This is a genomic window from Paenibacillus sp. ClWae2A, from assembly GCF_032452295.1.
GTDB lineage: Bacteria > Bacillota > Bacilli > Paenibacillales > Paenibacillaceae > Paenibacillus.
The window spans coordinates 277,446-295,542 of sequence record NZ_JAULSQ010000004.1 but is presented as its reverse complement, the minus strand read 5'-3'; the positions used below and the strand labels follow the sequence as shown (position 1 = coordinate 295,542).

At 48.1% G+C, this 18,097-nt stretch carries 18 protein-coding genes and 1 riboswitch; all 18 genes read right to left on the bottom strand.

Features of this window, described 5'->3' with window-relative positions; genetic code table 11:
- Window positions 1-57 precede the first annotated feature (57 nt).
- Window positions 58-1,461 (bottom strand): F0F1 ATP synthase subunit beta, encoded by a 1,404-nt coding sequence (gene atpD / locus QVE09_RS15945; RefSeq protein ID WP_047840699.1) that lies wholly within the window; start codon window positions 1,459-1,461, stop codon window positions 58-60.
- Between the two features lie 95 nt (window positions 1,462-1,556).
- On the bottom strand, window positions 1,557-2,429 hold the full coding sequence (gene atpG / locus QVE09_RS15940; RefSeq protein ID WP_076209796.1) for an ATP synthase F1 subunit gamma: 873 nt from the start codon (window positions 2,427-2,429) through the stop codon (window positions 1,557-1,559).
- 170 nt (window positions 2,430-2,599) lie between these two features.
- The gene (gene atpA, locus QVE09_RS15935) at window positions 2,600-4,114 is read right to left on the bottom strand and encodes a F0F1 ATP synthase subunit alpha (RefSeq protein WP_047840700.1); all 1,515 of its coding nucleotides are present in this window, start codon (window positions 4,112-4,114) and stop codon (window positions 2,600-2,602) included.
- A 16-nt stretch (window positions 4,115-4,130) separates the two neighbouring features.
- On the bottom strand, window positions 4,131-4,679 hold the full coding sequence (locus QVE09_RS15930) for a F0F1 ATP synthase subunit delta (RefSeq protein ID WP_036612565.1): 549 nt from the start codon (window positions 4,677-4,679) through the stop codon (window positions 4,131-4,133).
- On the bottom strand, window positions 4,676-5,164 hold the full coding sequence (gene atpF, locus QVE09_RS15925; RefSeq protein WP_211084047.1) for a F0F1 ATP synthase subunit B: 489 nt from the start codon (window positions 5,162-5,164) through the stop codon (window positions 4,676-4,678). The genes QVE09_RS15930 and atpF overlap by 4 nt, the downstream gene beginning before the upstream one ends.
- A gap of 115 nt (window positions 5,165-5,279) precedes the next feature.
- Window positions 5,280-5,504: a F0F1 ATP synthase subunit C gene (gene atpE, locus QVE09_RS15920; RefSeq protein ID WP_017691934.1), complete on the bottom strand. Its 225-nt coding sequence runs from the start codon at window positions 5,502-5,504 to the stop codon at window positions 5,280-5,282.
- Between the two features lie 78 nt (window positions 5,505-5,582).
- Window positions 5,583-6,401 (bottom strand): F0F1 ATP synthase subunit A, encoded by an 819-nt coding sequence (gene atpB / locus QVE09_RS15915; RefSeq protein WP_315937568.1) that lies wholly within the window; start codon window positions 6,399-6,401, stop codon window positions 5,583-5,585.
- A gap of 44 nt (window positions 6,402-6,445) precedes the next feature.
- The gene (locus QVE09_RS15910; RefSeq protein WP_062836961.1) at window positions 6,446-6,823 is read right to left on the bottom strand and encodes an ATP synthase subunit I; all 378 of its coding nucleotides are present in this window, start codon (window positions 6,821-6,823) and stop codon (window positions 6,446-6,448) included.
- The gene (locus QVE09_RS15905; RefSeq protein ID WP_145051553.1) at window positions 6,816-7,070 is read right to left on the bottom strand and encodes an AtpZ/AtpI family protein; all 255 of its coding nucleotides are present in this window, start codon (window positions 7,068-7,070) and stop codon (window positions 6,816-6,818) included. The genes QVE09_RS15910 and QVE09_RS15905 overlap by 8 nt, the downstream gene beginning before the upstream one ends.
- Window positions 7,071-7,256: 186 nt before the next feature.
- The gene (gene wecB, locus QVE09_RS15900; RefSeq protein WP_036667768.1) at window positions 7,257-8,414 is read right to left on the bottom strand and encodes a non-hydrolyzing UDP-N-acetylglucosamine 2-epimerase; all 1,158 of its coding nucleotides are present in this window, start codon (window positions 8,412-8,414) and stop codon (window positions 7,257-7,259) included.
- 38 nt (window positions 8,415-8,452) lie between these two features.
- The gene (gene upp / locus QVE09_RS15895; protein ID WP_017691929.1) at window positions 8,453-9,082 is read right to left on the bottom strand and encodes a uracil phosphoribosyltransferase; all 630 of its coding nucleotides are present in this window, start codon (window positions 9,080-9,082) and stop codon (window positions 8,453-8,455) included.
- 428 nt (window positions 9,083-9,510) lie between these two features.
- The gene (locus QVE09_RS15890; RefSeq protein ID WP_253441329.1) at window positions 9,511-10,758 is read right to left on the bottom strand and encodes a serine hydroxymethyltransferase; all 1,248 of its coding nucleotides are present in this window, start codon (window positions 10,756-10,758) and stop codon (window positions 9,511-9,513) included.
- Window positions 10,759-10,990: 232 nt separating this feature from the next.
- The gene (locus QVE09_RS15885; protein WP_076254013.1) at window positions 10,991-11,584 is read right to left on the bottom strand and encodes a TIGR01440 family protein; all 594 of its coding nucleotides are present in this window, start codon (window positions 11,582-11,584) and stop codon (window positions 10,991-10,993) included.
- Between the two features lie 141 nt (window positions 11,585-11,725).
- A riboswitch (ZMP/ZTP riboswitch) is annotated at window positions 11,726-11,807 on the bottom strand.
- Window positions 11,808-11,903: 96 nt separating this feature from the next.
- The gene (locus tag QVE09_RS15880) at window positions 11,904-12,476 is read right to left on the bottom strand and encodes a low molecular weight protein arginine phosphatase (protein WP_036612575.1); all 573 of its coding nucleotides are present in this window, start codon (window positions 12,474-12,476) and stop codon (window positions 11,904-11,906) included.
- Window positions 12,477-12,534: 58 nt separating this feature from the next.
- Window positions 12,535-13,095, bottom strand: coding sequence for a manganese efflux pump MntP (locus tag QVE09_RS15875; protein WP_315937567.1), 561 nt, complete (start codon window positions 13,093-13,095; stop codon window positions 12,535-12,537).
- Window positions 13,096-13,272: 177 nt separating this feature from the next.
- Window positions 13,273-14,445 carry an L-threonylcarbamoyladenylate synthase gene (locus QVE09_RS15870; protein WP_397387047.1) on the bottom strand — a complete coding sequence of 391 codons (1,173 nt, stop codon included), beginning with the start codon at window positions 14,443-14,445 and terminating at the stop codon, window positions 13,273-13,275.
- Between the two features lie 485 nt (window positions 14,446-14,930).
- Window positions 14,931-15,590 carry a stage II sporulation protein R gene (gene spoIIR, locus QVE09_RS15865; protein WP_315937566.1) on the bottom strand — a complete coding sequence of 220 codons (660 nt, stop codon included), beginning with the start codon at window positions 15,588-15,590 and terminating at the stop codon, window positions 14,931-14,933.
- A 919-nt stretch (window positions 15,591-16,509) separates the two neighbouring features.
- Complete coding sequence (locus QVE09_RS15860; protein ID WP_315937565.1) at window positions 16,510-17,730, bottom strand: FtsW/RodA/SpoVE family cell cycle protein; 1,221 nt, start codon at window positions 17,728-17,730, stop codon at window positions 16,510-16,512.
- Window positions 17,731-18,097 lie beyond the last annotated feature (367 nt).

Below are 18,097 nucleotides of genomic sequence, written 5' to 3'. Positions count from 1 at the left end.
CATCCCTCCTGAAACTATCCGAAGGATAGCCCACATAAGGACAATCCTGGATTCAGACTAAACCAGTGTTTTGGCTTTCTCCACTGCCTCTTCAATTGTACCAACAAAGAGGAAAGCTGCTTCCGGAAGATCATCATACTTACCTTCGAGAATCTCTTTAAAGCTGCGCACCGTTTCTTTAACCGGAACGTATTTACCCGGAATACCGTTAAATGCTTCAGCAACGTGGAAAGGCTGGGACAAGAAACGTTGGATTTTACGAGCACGGTATACAAGCGCTCTGTCTTCCTCACTCAACTCGTCCATACCCAGAATTGCAATGATATCTTGCAATTCATTGTAACGCGCCAAGATACGTTTAACGCCTTGAGCTACGCTGTAGTGTTCTTCACCTACAACTTCAGGGGACAAGATCCGGGAGCTGGAAGCCAGCGGATCTACCGCAGGGTAGATACCCATCTCGGAAATTTTACGCTCCAGGTTCGTCGTTGCATCCAAGTGGGCAAACGTCGTTGCAGGAGCCGGGTCAGTATAGTCATCCGCAGGCACGTAGATGGCCTGGATGGATGTTACAGAACCTTTTTTCGTTGATGTGATACGTTCTTGCAGTTGACCCATTTCTGTTGCCAGCGTAGGTTGGTAACCTACTGCGGAAGGCATACGTCCAAGCAAGGCAGATACTTCTGAACCCGCTTGGGTGAAACGGAAGATATTATCGATAAAGAGCAACACGTCACGGCCTTCTTCATCACGGAAGTATTCCGCCATCGTCAGACCTGTGAGAGCTACACGAAGACGTGCGCCTGGAGGCTCGTTCATTTGTCCGAAGACCATTGCTGTTTTGTTGATAACGCCGGAATCACTCATCTCGTGATACAAGTCATTACCTTCACGTGTACGCTCACCAACACCCGCAAATACGGAGATACCGCCGTGCTCTTGTGCGATGTTGTTGATCAATTCCTGAATGGTTACCGTCTTACCTACACCGGCACCACCGAAGAGACCGATTTTACCACCTTTAGCGTATGGTGCGAGCAAGTCGATAACTTTGATTCCTGTCTCCAGCATCTCTGCTTGGGTAGTCAGTTCATCAAATGCAGGTGCTGAACGGTGAATCGGGTTCTTATGCTCAGCAGCTACGGCACCGCCAGTATCAATTGCTTCACCGAGTACGTTAAATACACGACCCAGTGTTGCTTCTCCGACGGGTACAGAGATTGGTGCTCCTGTATCTAAAGCTTCCATACCACGAACAAGTCCATCCGTGGAGGACATCGCAATACAACGTACTCGGTTGTCACCCAGATGTTTCGAAGCTTCGAGTGTAAGGTTTACACTAACGCCGCTCTCACTTACTGTAGTGATCGTAATGGCATTGAGGATTTCCGGCAGACCGCCGCGATCAAACTCGACGTCAACAACCGGACCCATGATGCTCACAACGCGTCCTTTGTTCATCTTAACGTTCCCCTCCTACAAGCCTGCTACTTTTGCAAAAATAATGTACCGTTCGTTTATCTTTGCTCTGCAAGCCTTCATTAATAAAAAAACGGTTAGCCTTGTGCTGCGTTGGCACCTGCCACAATTTCCGTAATCTCCTGCGTAATCGCCGCTTGACGGGCACGGTTATAGGTCAATGACAAGTCGTTAATGAGTTTGGATGCATTTTTGGTTGCATTACCCATTGCCGTCATTTTCGCACCCAGCTCACTTGCCTTACCGTTCAGAAGTGCACCATAGATCAGCGTTTCCGCGTAACGCGGAAGCAAAACCTCCAGTACAGCTTCAGCAGACGGCTCGTATTCGTAGCTTGCCGTTGGTCCTTCCGCAGCAGTTACCTCAGGTGTTTCCATCGGAAGAAGTTTTTCTACCGTAGGAATCTGGGTCAACGCATTCACAAAGCGGTTATAACAAATGTACAATTCATCAAATTCAGCCAGTTCAAACCCATGAACAGCTTCGTGTGCGATGGATTTGATGTCTGCAAATGAAGGCGAATCCGACAGATCCGTTGTTGTGGATGCCATCGCCATTTCACGACGTCTGAAGTAATCGCGTCCTTTACGTCCAATGACGAACAATTCGTAGTCATCCTGGGAGTTGTGGCGCTCTTTGAGCGTCTGATTAACCTGACGCAAAACGTTCGCATTGTATCCACCTGCAAGACCACGGTCCGATGTAATAATTAGGTAAGCTGTCTTTTTGACCGGACGGCTCTCCAGCATCGGATGCTGTATGCCTTGCGTGCTTGATGCAATACTAGCTACAACTTCTTTCAGTTTCTCCGAATAAGGACGGGCTGCTTCCGCTTTTTCCTGCGCTTTACGCAGTTTTGCAGCAGCTACCATCTCCATTGCTTTGGTGATCTGCTTGGTGCTTTGTACGCTTTTAATTTGCCGCTTAATTTCGCGCATGCCTTTTGCCATGATTTCACCACCTCAAAACTTTGACGGGGTCAAAGTTACTTCGTAAGCATCACCACTAGTTTTGACAAAGTCAAAACTACATCGTAAGCATCATCTTTTTTGACAGAGTCAAAGTATTACATGCAGACATGCGGAATCGGTTAGACAACTCCGCACCTGCAATCATTTATTTAGACAGAGACAGCAAAGCTCTTTCTGAACTTCTCAATTGCACCTTTCAGTGCATTTTCGTTGTCTGCAGTCAATTCTTTAGTATCACGGATGGATGCAAGAATCTCCGGATGGCTGCTCTCCATGAACGCGAGGAACTCACGCTCGAAACGAGTAACATCACCTGTTGGAATCTCATCCAGGAATCCTTTAACCGCGGTGTACAAGCTGACAACCTGTTGTTCTACAGGCAGAGGCTGGTTAACACCTTGCTTCAGGATTTCCATCATACGCGCACCACGATTCAGGCGGGCCTGAGTCGCTTTATCCAGATCGGAACCGAACTGGGAGAACGCTTGAAGCTCACGATATTGAGCGAGGTCGAGACGCAGGGAACCTGCAACCTTTTTCATCGCTTTGATCTGAGCAGAACCACCGACACGGGATACGGAGATACCTACGTTGATCGCCGGGCGTTGTCCAGCATTGAACAAGTCAGCTTCCAAGAAGATTTGTCCGTCCGTAATGGAGATTACGTTCGTTGGGATGTATGCAGATACGTCGGAAGCTTGTGTTTCAATAAACGGCAGTGCGGTTAAAGAACCACCACCCAGTTCATCATTCAGCTTCGCAGCACGCTCCAGCAAACGGGAGTGCAGGTAGAAGACGTCACCCGGATAAGCCTCACGGCCCGGTGGACGACGAAGCAACAAGGAAAGCTCACGGTATGCAGAGGCTTGTTTGGTCAAGTCATCATAGATGACCAGAACGTGCTCGCCTTTGTACATGAAGTACTCACCCATCGAACAACCGGAATACGGTGCGATGTACAAGAGTGGTGATGGATCGGAAGCTGCTGCAGTTACAACGATTGTGTACTCCATTGCGCCTTTACGACGAAGAGTTTCCACAACTTGAGCAACCGTAGACTGTTTCTGACCAATAGCCACATAGATACATTTCATGCCGCTACCTTTTTGGTTCAGGATCGCATCAATCGCGATGGATGTTTTACCTGTTTGACGGTCACCGATGATCAACTCACGTTGTCCACGACCGATTGGAACCATTGCATCGATGGCTTTGATCCCTGTTTGCATCGGCTCATGAACCGATTTACGATCCATTACGCCTGGTGCTTTACCTTCAACCGGACGGAATTCCGTTGTAGCGATTGGCCCTTTGCCATCTACAGGAATACCGAGCGGGTTCACAACGCGTCCAATCAATGCTTCGCCTACAGGCACTTGCATGATTTGACCCGTACGTTTCACTTGGTCACCTTCACGAATATCGTAGTAAGGTCCCAGGATAACGACACCGACATTGCTTTCTTCCACGTTCATGGCGAGTCCCATAACACCGCTTGGGAATTCAACCAACTCGTTGGACATGACGTTCTCAAGTCCGTAAACACGAGCGATACCATCACCAACCTCGATTACCGTTCCGACTTCGACTACATCGATATCGGTCTTGTATTGTTCGATTTGGCTCTTAATTAATGTACTGATTTCTTCTGGTTTGATACTCAAGTGTCCTCACCCCAATCTACTGTACTCGTCTGTTAAAAGACTGCTCAAGACGTTCGAGCTTGCCAGCCAAGCTGCCGTCATAGATCGTATCGCCAATGGCGACTTTCAATCCGCCCAGCAGAGTCGGATCAACAATGTTCTCGATACGAATCTTTTTATTCACACGGCCACCGAATTCACGGGCTACCGCTTCTTTTTCTTCATCATTCAACGCATAAGTCGAGTAGACACGTGCATCAGCGATGCCCAGCGACTCACCTTGGATCTTCCGATAATCATTCAGCAAGTCTCCCAGCAATTCAACGCGTCCGCGCTCAATCAACAACAAGACTGTACGAAGGACTGAATCGGATACCTTGCCATCAAGACTTGAGTGAATCACGTTCTGCTTGGCTTCATCAGAAATATTAGGGGATACGATAAATTTCTCGATATCAGCATCTCCAGTCAATGCACTGACTACTGCAACCAGTTCCTGTTCAACCTCAAGCACCTGCTGTTGCTGAAGAGCAACTTCGAACAATGCTTTCGCATAACGCTTGGCAACAATCGTATCGCGGCTCATTGTCGGCCTCCTACCTCATTGAGGTATTGGTTCACAAGCTCTTCTTGTGCAGGACCGTTCTCAACTTCTTTTTTGATCAACTTGGATGCAATCTGAACGGAAGCTGTACCCAGTTCGCTGCGAAGTGCTGCGACTGCTTTGTTCTTCTCGCTCTCGATTTCGCGTACTGCATCGTCTTTCAGACGATTAGCTTCAGCTTTTGCATCAGCCAAAATCGATTCAGCTTGTTTGCCACCCGTTTGTTTGGACTGTTCAATGATGTCGTAAGCATCTTGGCGTGCTTGCTCAAGAGCTTGTTTTTGTTCCTCCACATAGGCAATGGCCTGTTCCCGAGTCTGTGCAGCCTCATTCATCTGCGTCATCACGAGTTCACGACGTTTTTCCATGATGGAGAACAAAGGCCCGAAGGCATAACGGCTAAGCAGCCAATATAAAATTACAAATGCAATCATCGCAAGAAGCGTATTTTCCCATATGAAACTCAATCTGTTCACTCCTTCCTGGAGGTATCCTTGAAACGTTCATCCGCAGGTAGCGGACATTACCTAAAAAGAAGGCGCGGATGGCTATGGCCTTCCCCGCCAAACCTTTAAAATTTAATTAAGCCATACCGTAGAACATGAACGCGAGTACCACACCAATGATCGGCAATACCTCGATCAAACCTACACCGATAAACATTGTTGTTTGAAGAGTGGATTTTGCTTCCGGTTGACGGGCAATACCTTCCACCGTTTTGCTGATTACCATACCGTTACCAATACCTGCGCCAAACGCGCCCAGTCCTGCAACAATTGCTGCTGCGATTAATGCCATTGCTCCCATTTGTATATCCTCCTTAAAATGATAAATCGAATTTTTTATTGTTCAGCCTGGTGAAGAAATCTTCGTAGGGCTTGAAACTTAATGCTCGTCGTGCGTCTCGATGCTCTGTGAAATGTACACCATCATCAAGATAACAAACACAAATGCCTGGATCGCGCCGATAAAGATACTGAAGCCTTGCCACACCATTAGTAGCGGAATCGCTGCAATAGCACCAAACACTTTGAATGTGGTCAGTTTCAGGATCGTTGCGATCAGTACCTCACCTGCGAAGATATTCGCAAATAGACGCATACCGTGTGTCAACAGCTTGGATGCCGTCTCAATCAAGTTGATTGGCAAGAACAAAGCGAATGGCTTGAAGTAATGCTGGAGATACCCTTTGGTGTTACGGAACAATCCTAGTCCATGAGATACAAGGAACGCTACGAGAGCAAGTCCCATTGTTACAGACAAGTCGGCTGTTGGTGATTTCCACCAGGCCAGTTCAACGTGTGGGTGTGCTTCAGGGTCCTTGGCATGCGCTTCTTCAAACGCCTCCACCGCTGTAACAATCGGCTTACCGAATACCTGTGCCTGACTAACATCTGTTACCTCAGATACAGCCACGAGCGGAAGGCCGAGCATATTCCCTACAAAAATGAACATAATCATGGAAAGAGCGAGAGAGATAAAATGTTTACCTTTCTTCATATCCATTGTGCTGGAAATCAGATTGCGGACGAATTCTACTGCCCACTCCATAAAATTTTGCAGCTTGCCGGGATTTTCAACGGATAATCTCCGTGTTGCCAGTACAGCAAAAATAAAAACAATTGCACCTGTAACGACCAGCATCAACAGAACCGATAGATCCAGTCGAAATCCGCCAAGCATAATAATTGGAGCTTCATGCATATTTTTCTCACCCCTTTCTCGACTTGAAAGCTGCAGCCCTTAAATCATTCTGCTCTGCGGGAATGGACAATCCCTATAATCAGTAAGGAAAATTGTGCAATGACGAGACCGCCTGCAACCGCATATGTATTGAAGTACTGCGGAAAGCGCATCGATATGAATATACCGAGCACAGCGAGTGCCGCTCTTGTCAAAAATCCCAGGTTCACACGCTTCAAGTTACCTTCTGCCGCATCATCAGACATTTTCCTTACTTTGTAGCCCAAGTAAAATGCATTGATCCAGCTAATTCCTGTACCCAGGGCCAGTCCCAAAGCAATTGTCTCCACACGTGGCATAAAGGCCGCTGCGAGAAAACAAATCATAAGAAAGTACATGATGAAAACAGTCATCGATCTGCGGTATCTGGTTAGTTCACTCATCACTTTCCCCCATGAATTTTTTCGCGATAAAGTAGATGCTTACACCGCCTGCCGCAAGAAAAAAGAGAACGCTTACGGCGATCCATATTCCGTTACCTCCGATGGTCTTGTCCAACCAGGAGCCAGCGTAATATCCGACAACAGCGAGAATGGCAATCTCGATCCCAAAAGCTGTCACGAGTCCCATCGCTTTCCATACATTATCGTCATGGTTACGGGATGAATTTGGTTTGTTCGAATCGGCCATTTTCCACGCCACCCTTGCAATCCCAGTTAATTTTACTGAATGATGAGAGCCTTTGTCAATTGAATGATTTTAGCGTTTTAAAGGGGAAAACGACGGGAATACAGACCCTCAAAGCCCATAAACCCGCGTAAACCGTACAGTTTAACTGTATGCTATGCCCTTTATAAATCCGTCAGAAAAATTGTATTATTTTTTGAATTTTCTGTGAAATGATTCCGGACGCTCACTATTTACACCAAAATGGTGCAAAATCGCATTGACAATTCTTTCCGAAGCATGTCCATCACCGTATGGATTGGCAGCCTGACTCATGCTTGCATACAGGGTTTTGTCTGTAAGCAGAGCTTTGGTCCGTTCATACACACGTTCCTCTTCGGTACCTACCAGTTCCAGCGTTCCAGCTTCGATACCTTCCGGGCGCTCTGTCGTATCTCGCAATACGAGCACAGGGACACCAAACGAAGGCGCTTCTTCCTGCAAACCGCCTGAATCGGTCAAAATCAAGTGAGTGTGCGGGTAAAAGTTATGCAAATCCACTACGTCTAGTGGATCAATTAATTGAATACGGGGATGATTCCCCAAAATCGCGTGAGCCGGCTCCTTCACAGCAGGACTTGGATGCACCGGGTACACGATGGCAATATCTTCGAATTCGTCAGCAATCCGTTTGACGGCCTGGAAAATGTTGCGGTGAGGCTCGCCTTGAGATTCACGGCGATGAGCTGTCATCAGCACAAGGCGTTTGCCTTGGGCCCAATCAAGTACCGGGTGTGTGTAGTCCTCCCGTACTGTATATTGAAACACATCTGTTACCGTGTTGCCTGTGACGTACGTACTAGACTCTGATTTATTTTCTTTGGCAAGATTGGAAGAAGACCAATCCGTAGGCGCAAAGTGTAGATCAGCCAGTACTCCCGTCAGCTGACGATTCATCTCTTCCGGATATGGAGACAGCTTGTTCCACGTCCGCAGCCCCGCTTCCACATGCCCTACCTGAATCTGTTGCAGGAATGCTGCATAGCTCGCCACAAAGGTAGTTAATGTATCCCCGTGAACCAGTACAATATCCGGTTTCGCTTCAGCCAATACTGGCTCCAGACCGCCTAATACACGAATCGTAATTTCATTCAATGTCTGACGGTCTTTCATCACATCCAGATCATAATCGGGATGAATGTCGAAAACTTCAAGTACCTGATCTAACATCTGGCGATGCTGCGCAGTTACGCAAACAATAGATTCAATAGACTCAGGGTGTTTCTGCAATTCCAAAATAAGCGGAGCCATCTTGATGGCTTCCGGACGCACCCCGAAAATCGTCATGACTTTAATTTTGTTGGACATTCGAGCAAAGCCCCTTTTCTACTCCGCATGCAATATGCTTATTTAGTGCCGTATAGACGGTCTCCTGCATCTCCAAGCCCTGGAACGATATAACCATGATCATCCAAACGGTCGTCCAATGCTGCTACATAGATGTCCACATCGGGATGTGCATCTTGCACAGCTTTTACGCCTTCCGGTGCTGCAACCAGGTTCATCATTTTGATTTGGGTACAGCCACGTTTTTTGAGCACGTCAATAGCTGCAATTGCCGAACCACCCGTTGCCAGCATCGGATCAATTACAATCAATTGACGCTCTGTTACGTCTGTAGGCAGTTTGGTGTAGTATTCTACCGGTTGCAGTGTTTCCGGGTCACGGAACAGACCAACATGTCCAACTTTTGCCGCTGGCAACAATTTCACAACGCCATCCAGCATTCCGAGTCCTGCACGCAGAATCGGCACCAGTCCGAGCATACGTCCAGAGATGACTTTACCTTGTGTTGCAGCTACAGGTGTCTGTACATCAATCGTTTCCAGTTCCACATCTCTTGTAATCTCATAAGCCATCAACGTTGCTACTTCATCCACCAATTCACGAAAATCTTTCGTATTCGTACGCATGTCGCGTATAAACGTCAGTTTGTGTTGAATCAAAGGGTGATCACATATTACTAATTTTCCCATCTAATTTGTCCCTCCGGTAAGTTCTTCATGTTCAGCATTTCCAAATATACCTAGCCACCATTCATGGGCTCGATAAATCCTGTATATTATATCATCACCAACAACGAATTACACCATCAAAGGGCACCCAATCATTACAGAATACCGAATCCTATAAAAAACAGGACCGGAAAATGATCCATCCGGTCCTGTTTTGCTCATGCTGTTATGTCATTGAGAAAATGAAAATGATGAATACAATGGCACTCCGCCTACAGAATGATCCTTCGATCGCTGTTATCCCCAGATTTTTTTATTCTCCTTTTAACAAGGGAAAAATCCGGGGATAAAGGCGAACGCTTCGCTTCTGCGGTCTCATTCTGTCTGCTTCGTTTTTTTGTATCCCATTTTAAGAACATCTCAAATACAAACAGCATGAGCAAAGTTTTTTAGTATTTAAGGTCGGTATAGAGCGGGAATTGGTCTGTCAGTGCAGTCACTTCTGCACGGGCTTCATCCAGCTTCGCTGTATCTTTTGGATTTTTCAATGTTTTAGCAATGATCTTACCGATCGCTACCATCGCTTCTTCGTTCATGCCACGGGAAGTTGCAGCAGGTGTACCAATTCGAATACCGCTCGTTACAAACGGGCTTGTCGGGTCGAATGGAATTGCATTTTTGTTCACGGTAATCCCGATGGAATCAAGTACATGCTCAGCTTCTTTACCTGTGATGTTCACACTGCGTGTGTCGATCAGCATCAAGTGGTTATCTGTACCACCGGATACGATGTTCAATCCTTCAGCGATCAGTGTTTCAGCCAGAACCTGTGCGTTTTTCACAACGTTCTGTGCATATGTTTTGAACTCCGGTTGCAAAGCTTCTCCAAATGCTACCGCTTTGGAAGCAATTACGTGCATCAAAGGACCACCTTGGGAACCAGGGAATACGGCTTTATCAATTGCTGCTGCCCATGCTTTGCGGCACAGAATCATACCACCACGAGGTCCACGCAGCGTTTTGTGTGTTGTTGTTGTTACGAAATGCGCATGTGGAACCGGGTTTGGATGCAAACCAGCAGCAACCAGTCCTGCGATGTGAGCCATGTCCACCATGAACAAAGCACCTACATCATTGGCGATGGAAGCCAGCTTTTCAAAATCAATGGTACGCGGATATGCACTTGCACCTGCAACGATCAGACGAGGGCGGTGTTTGAAAGCCGCTTTGCGTACTTCATCATAATCAATCAGGAATGTATCTTCCTGTACGCCGTATGCTACGAAGTTGTACAGCAAACCGGATGCGTTCACCGGGCTACCGTGTGTGAGGTGTCCACCATGGGCAAGGTTCATACCAAGTACAGTATCACCAGGTTTCAACGCTGCAAGATATACTGCCATGTTCGCTTGTGCACCGGAGTGAGGTTGAACATTCACGTGTTCTGCTCCGAACAATTCTTTGGCACGATCACGCGCGATGTCTTCAACGACATCCACATGCTCACAACCGCCATAGTAACGTTTGCCTGGATATCCTTCAGCGTACTTGTTGGTCAGAACAGATCCCAATGCTTCGATTACTGCTTCACTTACGATGTTCTCGGATGCAATCAGTTCGATGTTGTTCTGTTGACGTTTCAGTTCAAGATTCATCGCTTCCAGTACTGCCGGGTCATTCTTGCGCAATTGTTCCATGATTAAATTCCTCCCAGTTATAAGTGAAGTTATAAAGCGAAACTACAGTGGTTACACTCCTGACTTCGATTGCATCACCATCTTCCGATCGCTGTTATCCCCAGATTTTTCTGAACTCCTTATAATAAGGGGAAAATCCGGGGATAAAGGCGAACGCTTTGCTTCTTCAGATTGGTGTTGCACTCTCCATTTTCGTGTAAAGTCTAATTTAGCTTTATATTGGTTGAAGATATCAGTCACAAAATGTCGAATCTGGTTGTTCTTCCATACGATACACCGCGCGTTCGCCGCCAATCAACTTCGGACGAGTCAACGCTGTGGTCACACGTGCATCTCCAACATAGCGGAGCGCTGTACGATAGGGTACGGCTACATGCCGGAGATGCATCCCAATCATCGTCTCCCCAATGTCCAGTCCCGCATGGGCCTGCACATGTTCAGCCAGGCATGGATCGGTCAGCGAACGATATGCTGCGGATGCCATTGAACCTCCGGCCTTGGGCACGGGTACTGCACCAACCTCGGTCAATCCAAGACGAGTAAGCACAGAACGCTCCATTACCAGCGCACGGTTCAGATGCTCACAACATTGGAATACCGTGTCAAAACCGAATTCCTCCTGCACCTCGCGTATACCCGCAAGAAGCTGCTGTGCCACTTCAATGGCACCACTCGTACCAATCCGAGCGCCTGCGACTTCACTTGTGCTTGTACCGATCACAACGATCTGTCCAGGCCCAAGCTGTCCAGCAAGCGCCAGTTCATGCAGAATAGACGCGGTCTGTTCCTGCAATCCGGGTTGTTCCGAATCTAACTCTATAGTCATCCTATCATCGCCTCCCGATAAAATCATGCCCGCTGTCTCTTGGCTGTCCTTCGTATTCTTGCACGGCATCTCAGGTACTATTATAGCGAATAATCAGATGAAAGACGAAAAAAAGAGCAGTCTGCGGGTAACGCAGAATTGCTCTTTTGCCCAGGCGACCGGCCGTTTGTTCCGGTGCTCCATCGTGGTTATGCCCACTTCGTCGCCAGTTACACCGGATCCCTGTTTTCCCCTTCATCATAAAACAACCCGCGGCTAAAATCAACGGTTAATTTACATCACATGTCCTATTTCTATAACCTGCCCCGCAGAATCAGATTTATCCCAGCTTATCCAAAAGCCGGTCCAATGCCGTCCGAATCTCAGCTGCAGCTATATTGTAATCATCACGGCTTCCCCCAAACGGATCAGAGATGTCGAAACTTGGGATTCGTTGTCTAATCTCAATGGCTCGCTCACGCTCCGATGCCAGAATCTCTTGCCCAAGGGCACGTTTCATCTCCAGCGTTGCAAACAGGCTGTCCAACTCCTGAACATCACTTAATACCTGTTCATCATCCTCCACATATTCTTTCAATGTATAGGTTTTGTGGACTGAATCGGGAAACACCTGCATGACATGCTGCTTATGACTCCGTGTTAATGTAAGAACCAGATCGGCCCAACCTACCAGGTTAGAGCTAAGCTGTGTGGAATGAGGTGGACCTTCAACGTTATGATCTCTCAAAACTGCTTCCGCATGACGGGAGATCGGCATACCCGACGTTGCTGCCACACCTGCGGAACGAACCTCCACCTGAATGCCGCGCTCCGATGCCAGTTTTCGCAAAAGCCCCTCTGCCATGGGGCTGCGGCACGTATTGCCTGTACATACGAATAAAATATGTTTCATTGTGTTAGCCTCCCCATTTTACATATGATGCGATTGATATGATATCTCAAGTTTTATTCTAAAATATAAACAAAAGTCCAAACGCAAGCAAGATTGCGCCACCAATAGCTTCGCCATAATCCCCGAGATTCTGGCTCACCCGACGGCCTAATAGCAGACCCATAACCGACATCACCCCGCCACACAACCCGAAAGCAAGTACGGTTAAGATTAGATCACTGCTAAACATCCCCAGGGACACACCAACGGAAAACGAGTCCACACTTACACTAAGGGAGAACAAAACAACGCCCAGTAGGGAACGGTGGTCAACCAGCTTTGTATCGCCTTCACGGAATGCATTTAGAATCATATGAGCACCCAGCAAAACAAGCAATCCACCTGCCGCATACGTCGTAATGTCACCGAGCAGGGAGCTGACGTATTTGCCCATATACATGCCGATGAGCGGCATGATGATATGAAATAGCGCCGTTACTGTACTGATTCGCAATACATCCCGCAGCCGGATGCCCTTCATGCCAATTCCGATTCCGAGTGAGAACGCATCGAGGCCAAGCGCAACAGCCATGATCAAAATGGTTACCAACTGCCCTACATGGGCAGACACATCCCACATCCCCATACCCCCAAGTCACGTAAAGGTTCTTGTACACGATATGCGGACAAGGACCTAAACATGACCGATGAAAGGCAAACGGCGACGGATCTATGGTTGGATGCTGGCTTTATAGAATCTTGATTTTTTTTTTTGGAAAAAGTTAAGCAACTCCCCTGACTGTATGATCAGGAGAGGTTAAGAGGGTTGCTGGTTGCCAACTTGTATGAGTTGGTTCCCCGCAGCCTTGAGCAGCCGATTCATGACGGCTGCTCCCAGCCCTTCGCGTGAGCAGGCTTCAGCCACAATATATGTGGCGCCTTGCTCATCGCAGCTGCGCAGCGCGGCGTATAGCCGGCGCGCTGCTTCTTCCAGCTCGCTGGCGTCTCCCAGCGAGAACACGGCATCGGCGCGGTACTGCTCCGCGTGCTCGGCGAACGCCAGCACCGCGGTGCGCTCTCCGCGCTGCGCCGCCTCTGCGAGGGCGGCGCTGATCCAGGCCGCCACCGCTGCGGGCGGCCCCTCTACCACGCACAGCGCCCCTGCGGGTGCGTAGTGCGTGTACTTCATGCCCGGCGAGCGCGGCGCCTGGCTGCCCACGCCATCGGCCCCCTCCGCGAGTAGCGCGGGGTCCGTGGCGACACGGGCGGCAACGGCGGACAGCTGTTCCGCCGTAATGCCGCCAGGGCGCAGGATGGTGACGGTACCGTCGTCACCGACCTGCACCACCGTGGACTCGACGCCCACCCCGGTGGGGCCGCCGTCCACAATGCCGCCGATGCGGCCATCCAGATCCTCGCGCACATGAGACGCGAGTGTCGGGCTTGGCCGCCCGGAGCGGTTGGCGCTTGGCGCAGCCACAGGGCATGACGCCGCCGCGATTAACTGCAAGGCCACCGGATGGTCCGGCATGCGCACGGCCACCGTGTCCAGACCGGCGGTGACACGCGGGGACACCGCCCCCGGCCTAACCGGCAGCACCAGCGTCAGTGGTCCCGGCCAGAAGGCCGCCATCAGCGCTTCGGCTGTTTCGTTCACTTCCGTGACCAGAGCATCCAACTGGTCACGGTGCGCGATATGCACAATCAGTGGATTGTCGGAAGGTCGGCCTTTGGCGACAAATACGGCCTCCACGGCTGCTGTGCTACGTGCATCGGCACCCAGGCCATAGACCGTCTCGGTCGGAAAGGCTACCGTCTGACCTTGACGAATGCAGGCTGCGGCAGCCTGCAAGTCGGCGAGCGCCTGTTGATCGGCGCTCCCCTTTTTCACATCCAACATTTCAATATTACCCAATCCGTGATCGTTCTCAGCTCTCACCAAGACACGTACATCCCACATCTCGGTGACTGGCTCTCCCGGAGCTTTCATATCACGTTCTTCTCTACCATCCCTCATCTCAGAGGTGTGTTGAACTGGTTCGTTTTCTCTGCTCATATATCATCATTCCTAAAATTCAAGTAGGTTAGTTCATATCCATATTCAATATAAGAGGTTGTTCAAAAAGTACGCTTTTGATTACGATAGATGCCTAACAGCATCATCAACGTCGAATATGAAATTCAGCAGAAATAAGCGTGAGGCTTACGAAGGTTGTTTCCGAAGGGAACATTGTGGTTGCTCACGTAGTTTTCCTACCTCCGCTACTCCATTTCTAGCTTCATTCCATCTTCTTGGTACTGAAAGCCAGACTTTTTGAACACGCACTATATGTAATTATAACATACCTGTCCCAACTCGGATGCCCTTCACACTTCACTCCACGAATGAGTCTCACTATAAGCTCGCCACCGATTCATACCAAAAGAGCAACTCCCTGAATCGAAGCCGCCCTTTACCATAGTATAAATACGTTGTTATGCGAACAAACTAGTTACCCAACTCCACAGTTTCACAGCCATATCCCACAGAAAGAATCTTGCTTCCGGTGTATCTCCCTGCACAGATGCCTCGGCATCTCCTGGTTCAGCAGCGGCGGCTGATACTGTTGAAGGTTTCGCCAGTGCATCCCCGGTCCCTGCATCAATGAAGCACAACGGCGGGAACAACACACACCACCAGTTCTGACCTTTGCCTTCCCCCAGCGTGATCCGAACCGCTTCATAATCTCCGGCAGGATAGACGGTACCCCCATATAGTTTGGTCGGGAACGGAACGGAACCCAGCTCCACCTGATACTCATAATTTAAACCGCGACTGGCCAACTCTTCTCCTACTCTATTCTCAATCTCGGACAAATGCTCACGAATAACCTGGCGCGCTTCATCCAGACTTTGCGGATTCTCCAGTTCGGCTACCCACTCGCCCATTTGAGCAACGACAGCATCCCGAATCTCGCGTTTCACCAATTGATCGCCCGGTGCATCCGAGTTTGCTAGAATACGCAAGCGAATCGATTGTTCAGGAATCGTCGTGGCCGCCACAGCTGCATCCGTTTTCTGACCTTCCCACATCATGATAATCATCATAAGACATACAATAATAAGTCCAATTTGCTTTACAATTCGTCTGCTCATTCCGTTCTCCCCCTCGGCTCTCTGATCACGCTACCTGCAACTCTCTCATGTCTATCAGTATGCCCGGTAGAAACGGAAGTAAACCTAGCATTTGCAATAAATCTACTAGAGGTTGTTCAAAAAAAACGCTTTTGATTACGAAGGATGCCTAGCTGCATCATCTACGTCGAATATGAAATTCAGACAAAATAAGCGAGAGGCTTACGAAGGTTGCTTCCGAAGGAGACATTTTGGTTGCTCACGTAGTTTATCCTACGCTCCACTACTCCATTTCTAGCTTCATCCCATCTTCTCGGTACTGAAAACCCACCTTTTTGAACACGTACTACTAGAATGTGTGTTTAAACCCAGGCAAGTTATACGATGACAAATGTCAGCGTCCAAAAAGCCTTGAAGTCTGTGCTGACTGACCCTGGCGAATGACTCTCACGAATGAACAGTCAATGTTCTAAGGAACCGAGAACGTCTTATTTGGCCTTCAGGTCTTTTTTTGAAATGGTAAGGAACACGAGACACGTTATTCCCCAAAATCATCTGACCAACACGCTACAAAAGGCTGTTTATGCTGATTTAACGTGTCTCAGATTCCTTAGCTTTCTCCGGGCACTACAAATCCCCGAATAAGACACGCCAGGTTCGATAGCTCCTAACTCCTAACTCCTAGCAGCTGGCACCTGAAGCTCCGCACCATGCTTAACACTCTGTTCCCGACTCTTTCAGGTACATCTCTACTTACGGTAAGCTTGAAGACACCCTCTGTATCGATTCTCTCTTCTCCTATCTCTCATTCACACTTTCTCACCAGTCATGTTAAAAAGGCTGATCTGCACCTGATTACAGGGCAAATCAACCTCTTCATTCCTACGAACGATTACGTTATACGTCCCACCACTTTACTTTCACTGCACCGACTCAACAGTTACACAGCACTTTTCTCTTTCTTGAGCATATTCCATAAACGTTCCGACAACCGGGGTTGCTGCTCCCCCATGAGAAGTTCATCCTCCTCTTCCTGTCCATACAACTTAATGCTCATGACCACACCAATACAAGCCATATTAATGAGCAAAGAGGTTCCGCCGTAACTGATGAACGGTAACGTAATACCTGTGAGTGGCATCAGTCCGAGGAAAGCCCCCACGTTCTCAAATACCTGATACAATAACATTCCGATAATACCTACAATGATGACGGGTCCCGCGCGATCTCTGCAGGTCAGAGCAATCAGCACCATACGTTGAATCAGAATAAAGTACAACAGAATCAGGACGGAAGCACCAACAAAGCCAAACTCCTCTGCGATCACGACAAAAATGGAATCAGAATACGTATAGGGGACTCGTCCACTCTGAACGGATGTTCCTTGCAAATAACCTTTGCCGATGATGCCCCCTGAACCGATGGCTAAACCTGCATTTTTCGTATGCCAGGAAGCTTTGGAGGTAGCCTTTTCCGGTACAAGCCAAGGATCAATTCGCTCCGCCCAATGCTCACGTTTTATCTTTTCAAGAAAGGTGAACACTTCATCATGGTAGAAAGTATAGGCTTTAACAAACCCAAAGAATGCCACTCCCACAATCGCCAGCGCAATCAATGCGTGCTTCAGCCTCATATTCCCGATCCAGAATACCGCAGCCAGAATCACCACATACCCCAGCGCATTTCCCAAATCATTCTGAGCCATAACAAGGGCAAACGGAATAAACGCCCAGCAGCCAATTGGCACAATATCTCTCCAAAATTTCAGCGTGCCTTGTTGTCTCTTCACAATCAAATGGGCGAGGAACAGAATCAGAATCATCTTGAACAGCTCTGCCGGTTGAAAAGAAAAGTTCTCGCCCAGCTTTAGCCAACCGTTGGCGTTATTGATAGAACTGCCCAGGACATTAGCCAGGATCAGTAGTATAATTCCCAACCCATACAAATAAAACGCATATTTCACGTATAACTTGTAATTCACAAGCCCGATCACAAGCACCGCAATGAACCCGGCCACATAGAAATAAATCGTTTTGACATGATGATTCGCCAGTTTGGCATCTGTCTGCGTTCCGCTGTAAATCGCAAATACACTAATAATCATGAGCAACAGCATTACGAAGAGAATCACGCCGTCCATCTTTTTCAACATTCTCACCATGACTCAGTCCATCCCCTTGATCTAACATTCTATGATTTCCAATTGAACTCAATATTACCATTGTATATAATTGGATAATAAAATGGAAATCTGTATCGCTTCAGGGTAACAATTAAACCATTCAATGGCCTGACTCACACTCTAAAAACAATAAAAACCCCAAAACTTTCATCCCTAAGTGAATAGGGCTGAACTGTTCCAGGGTTCTATAGTTATATATATAAGTTAAACTAAGGATTATTTACACTGACACTACGATGAGAGAATAACCTTCCAATCGCTGTTATCCCCAGATTTTTTCGATTCCCTTTTTTCAAGGGAAACTCCGGTGATAAAGGCGAACGCTTTGCTTTTTCAGTTTTTTCTG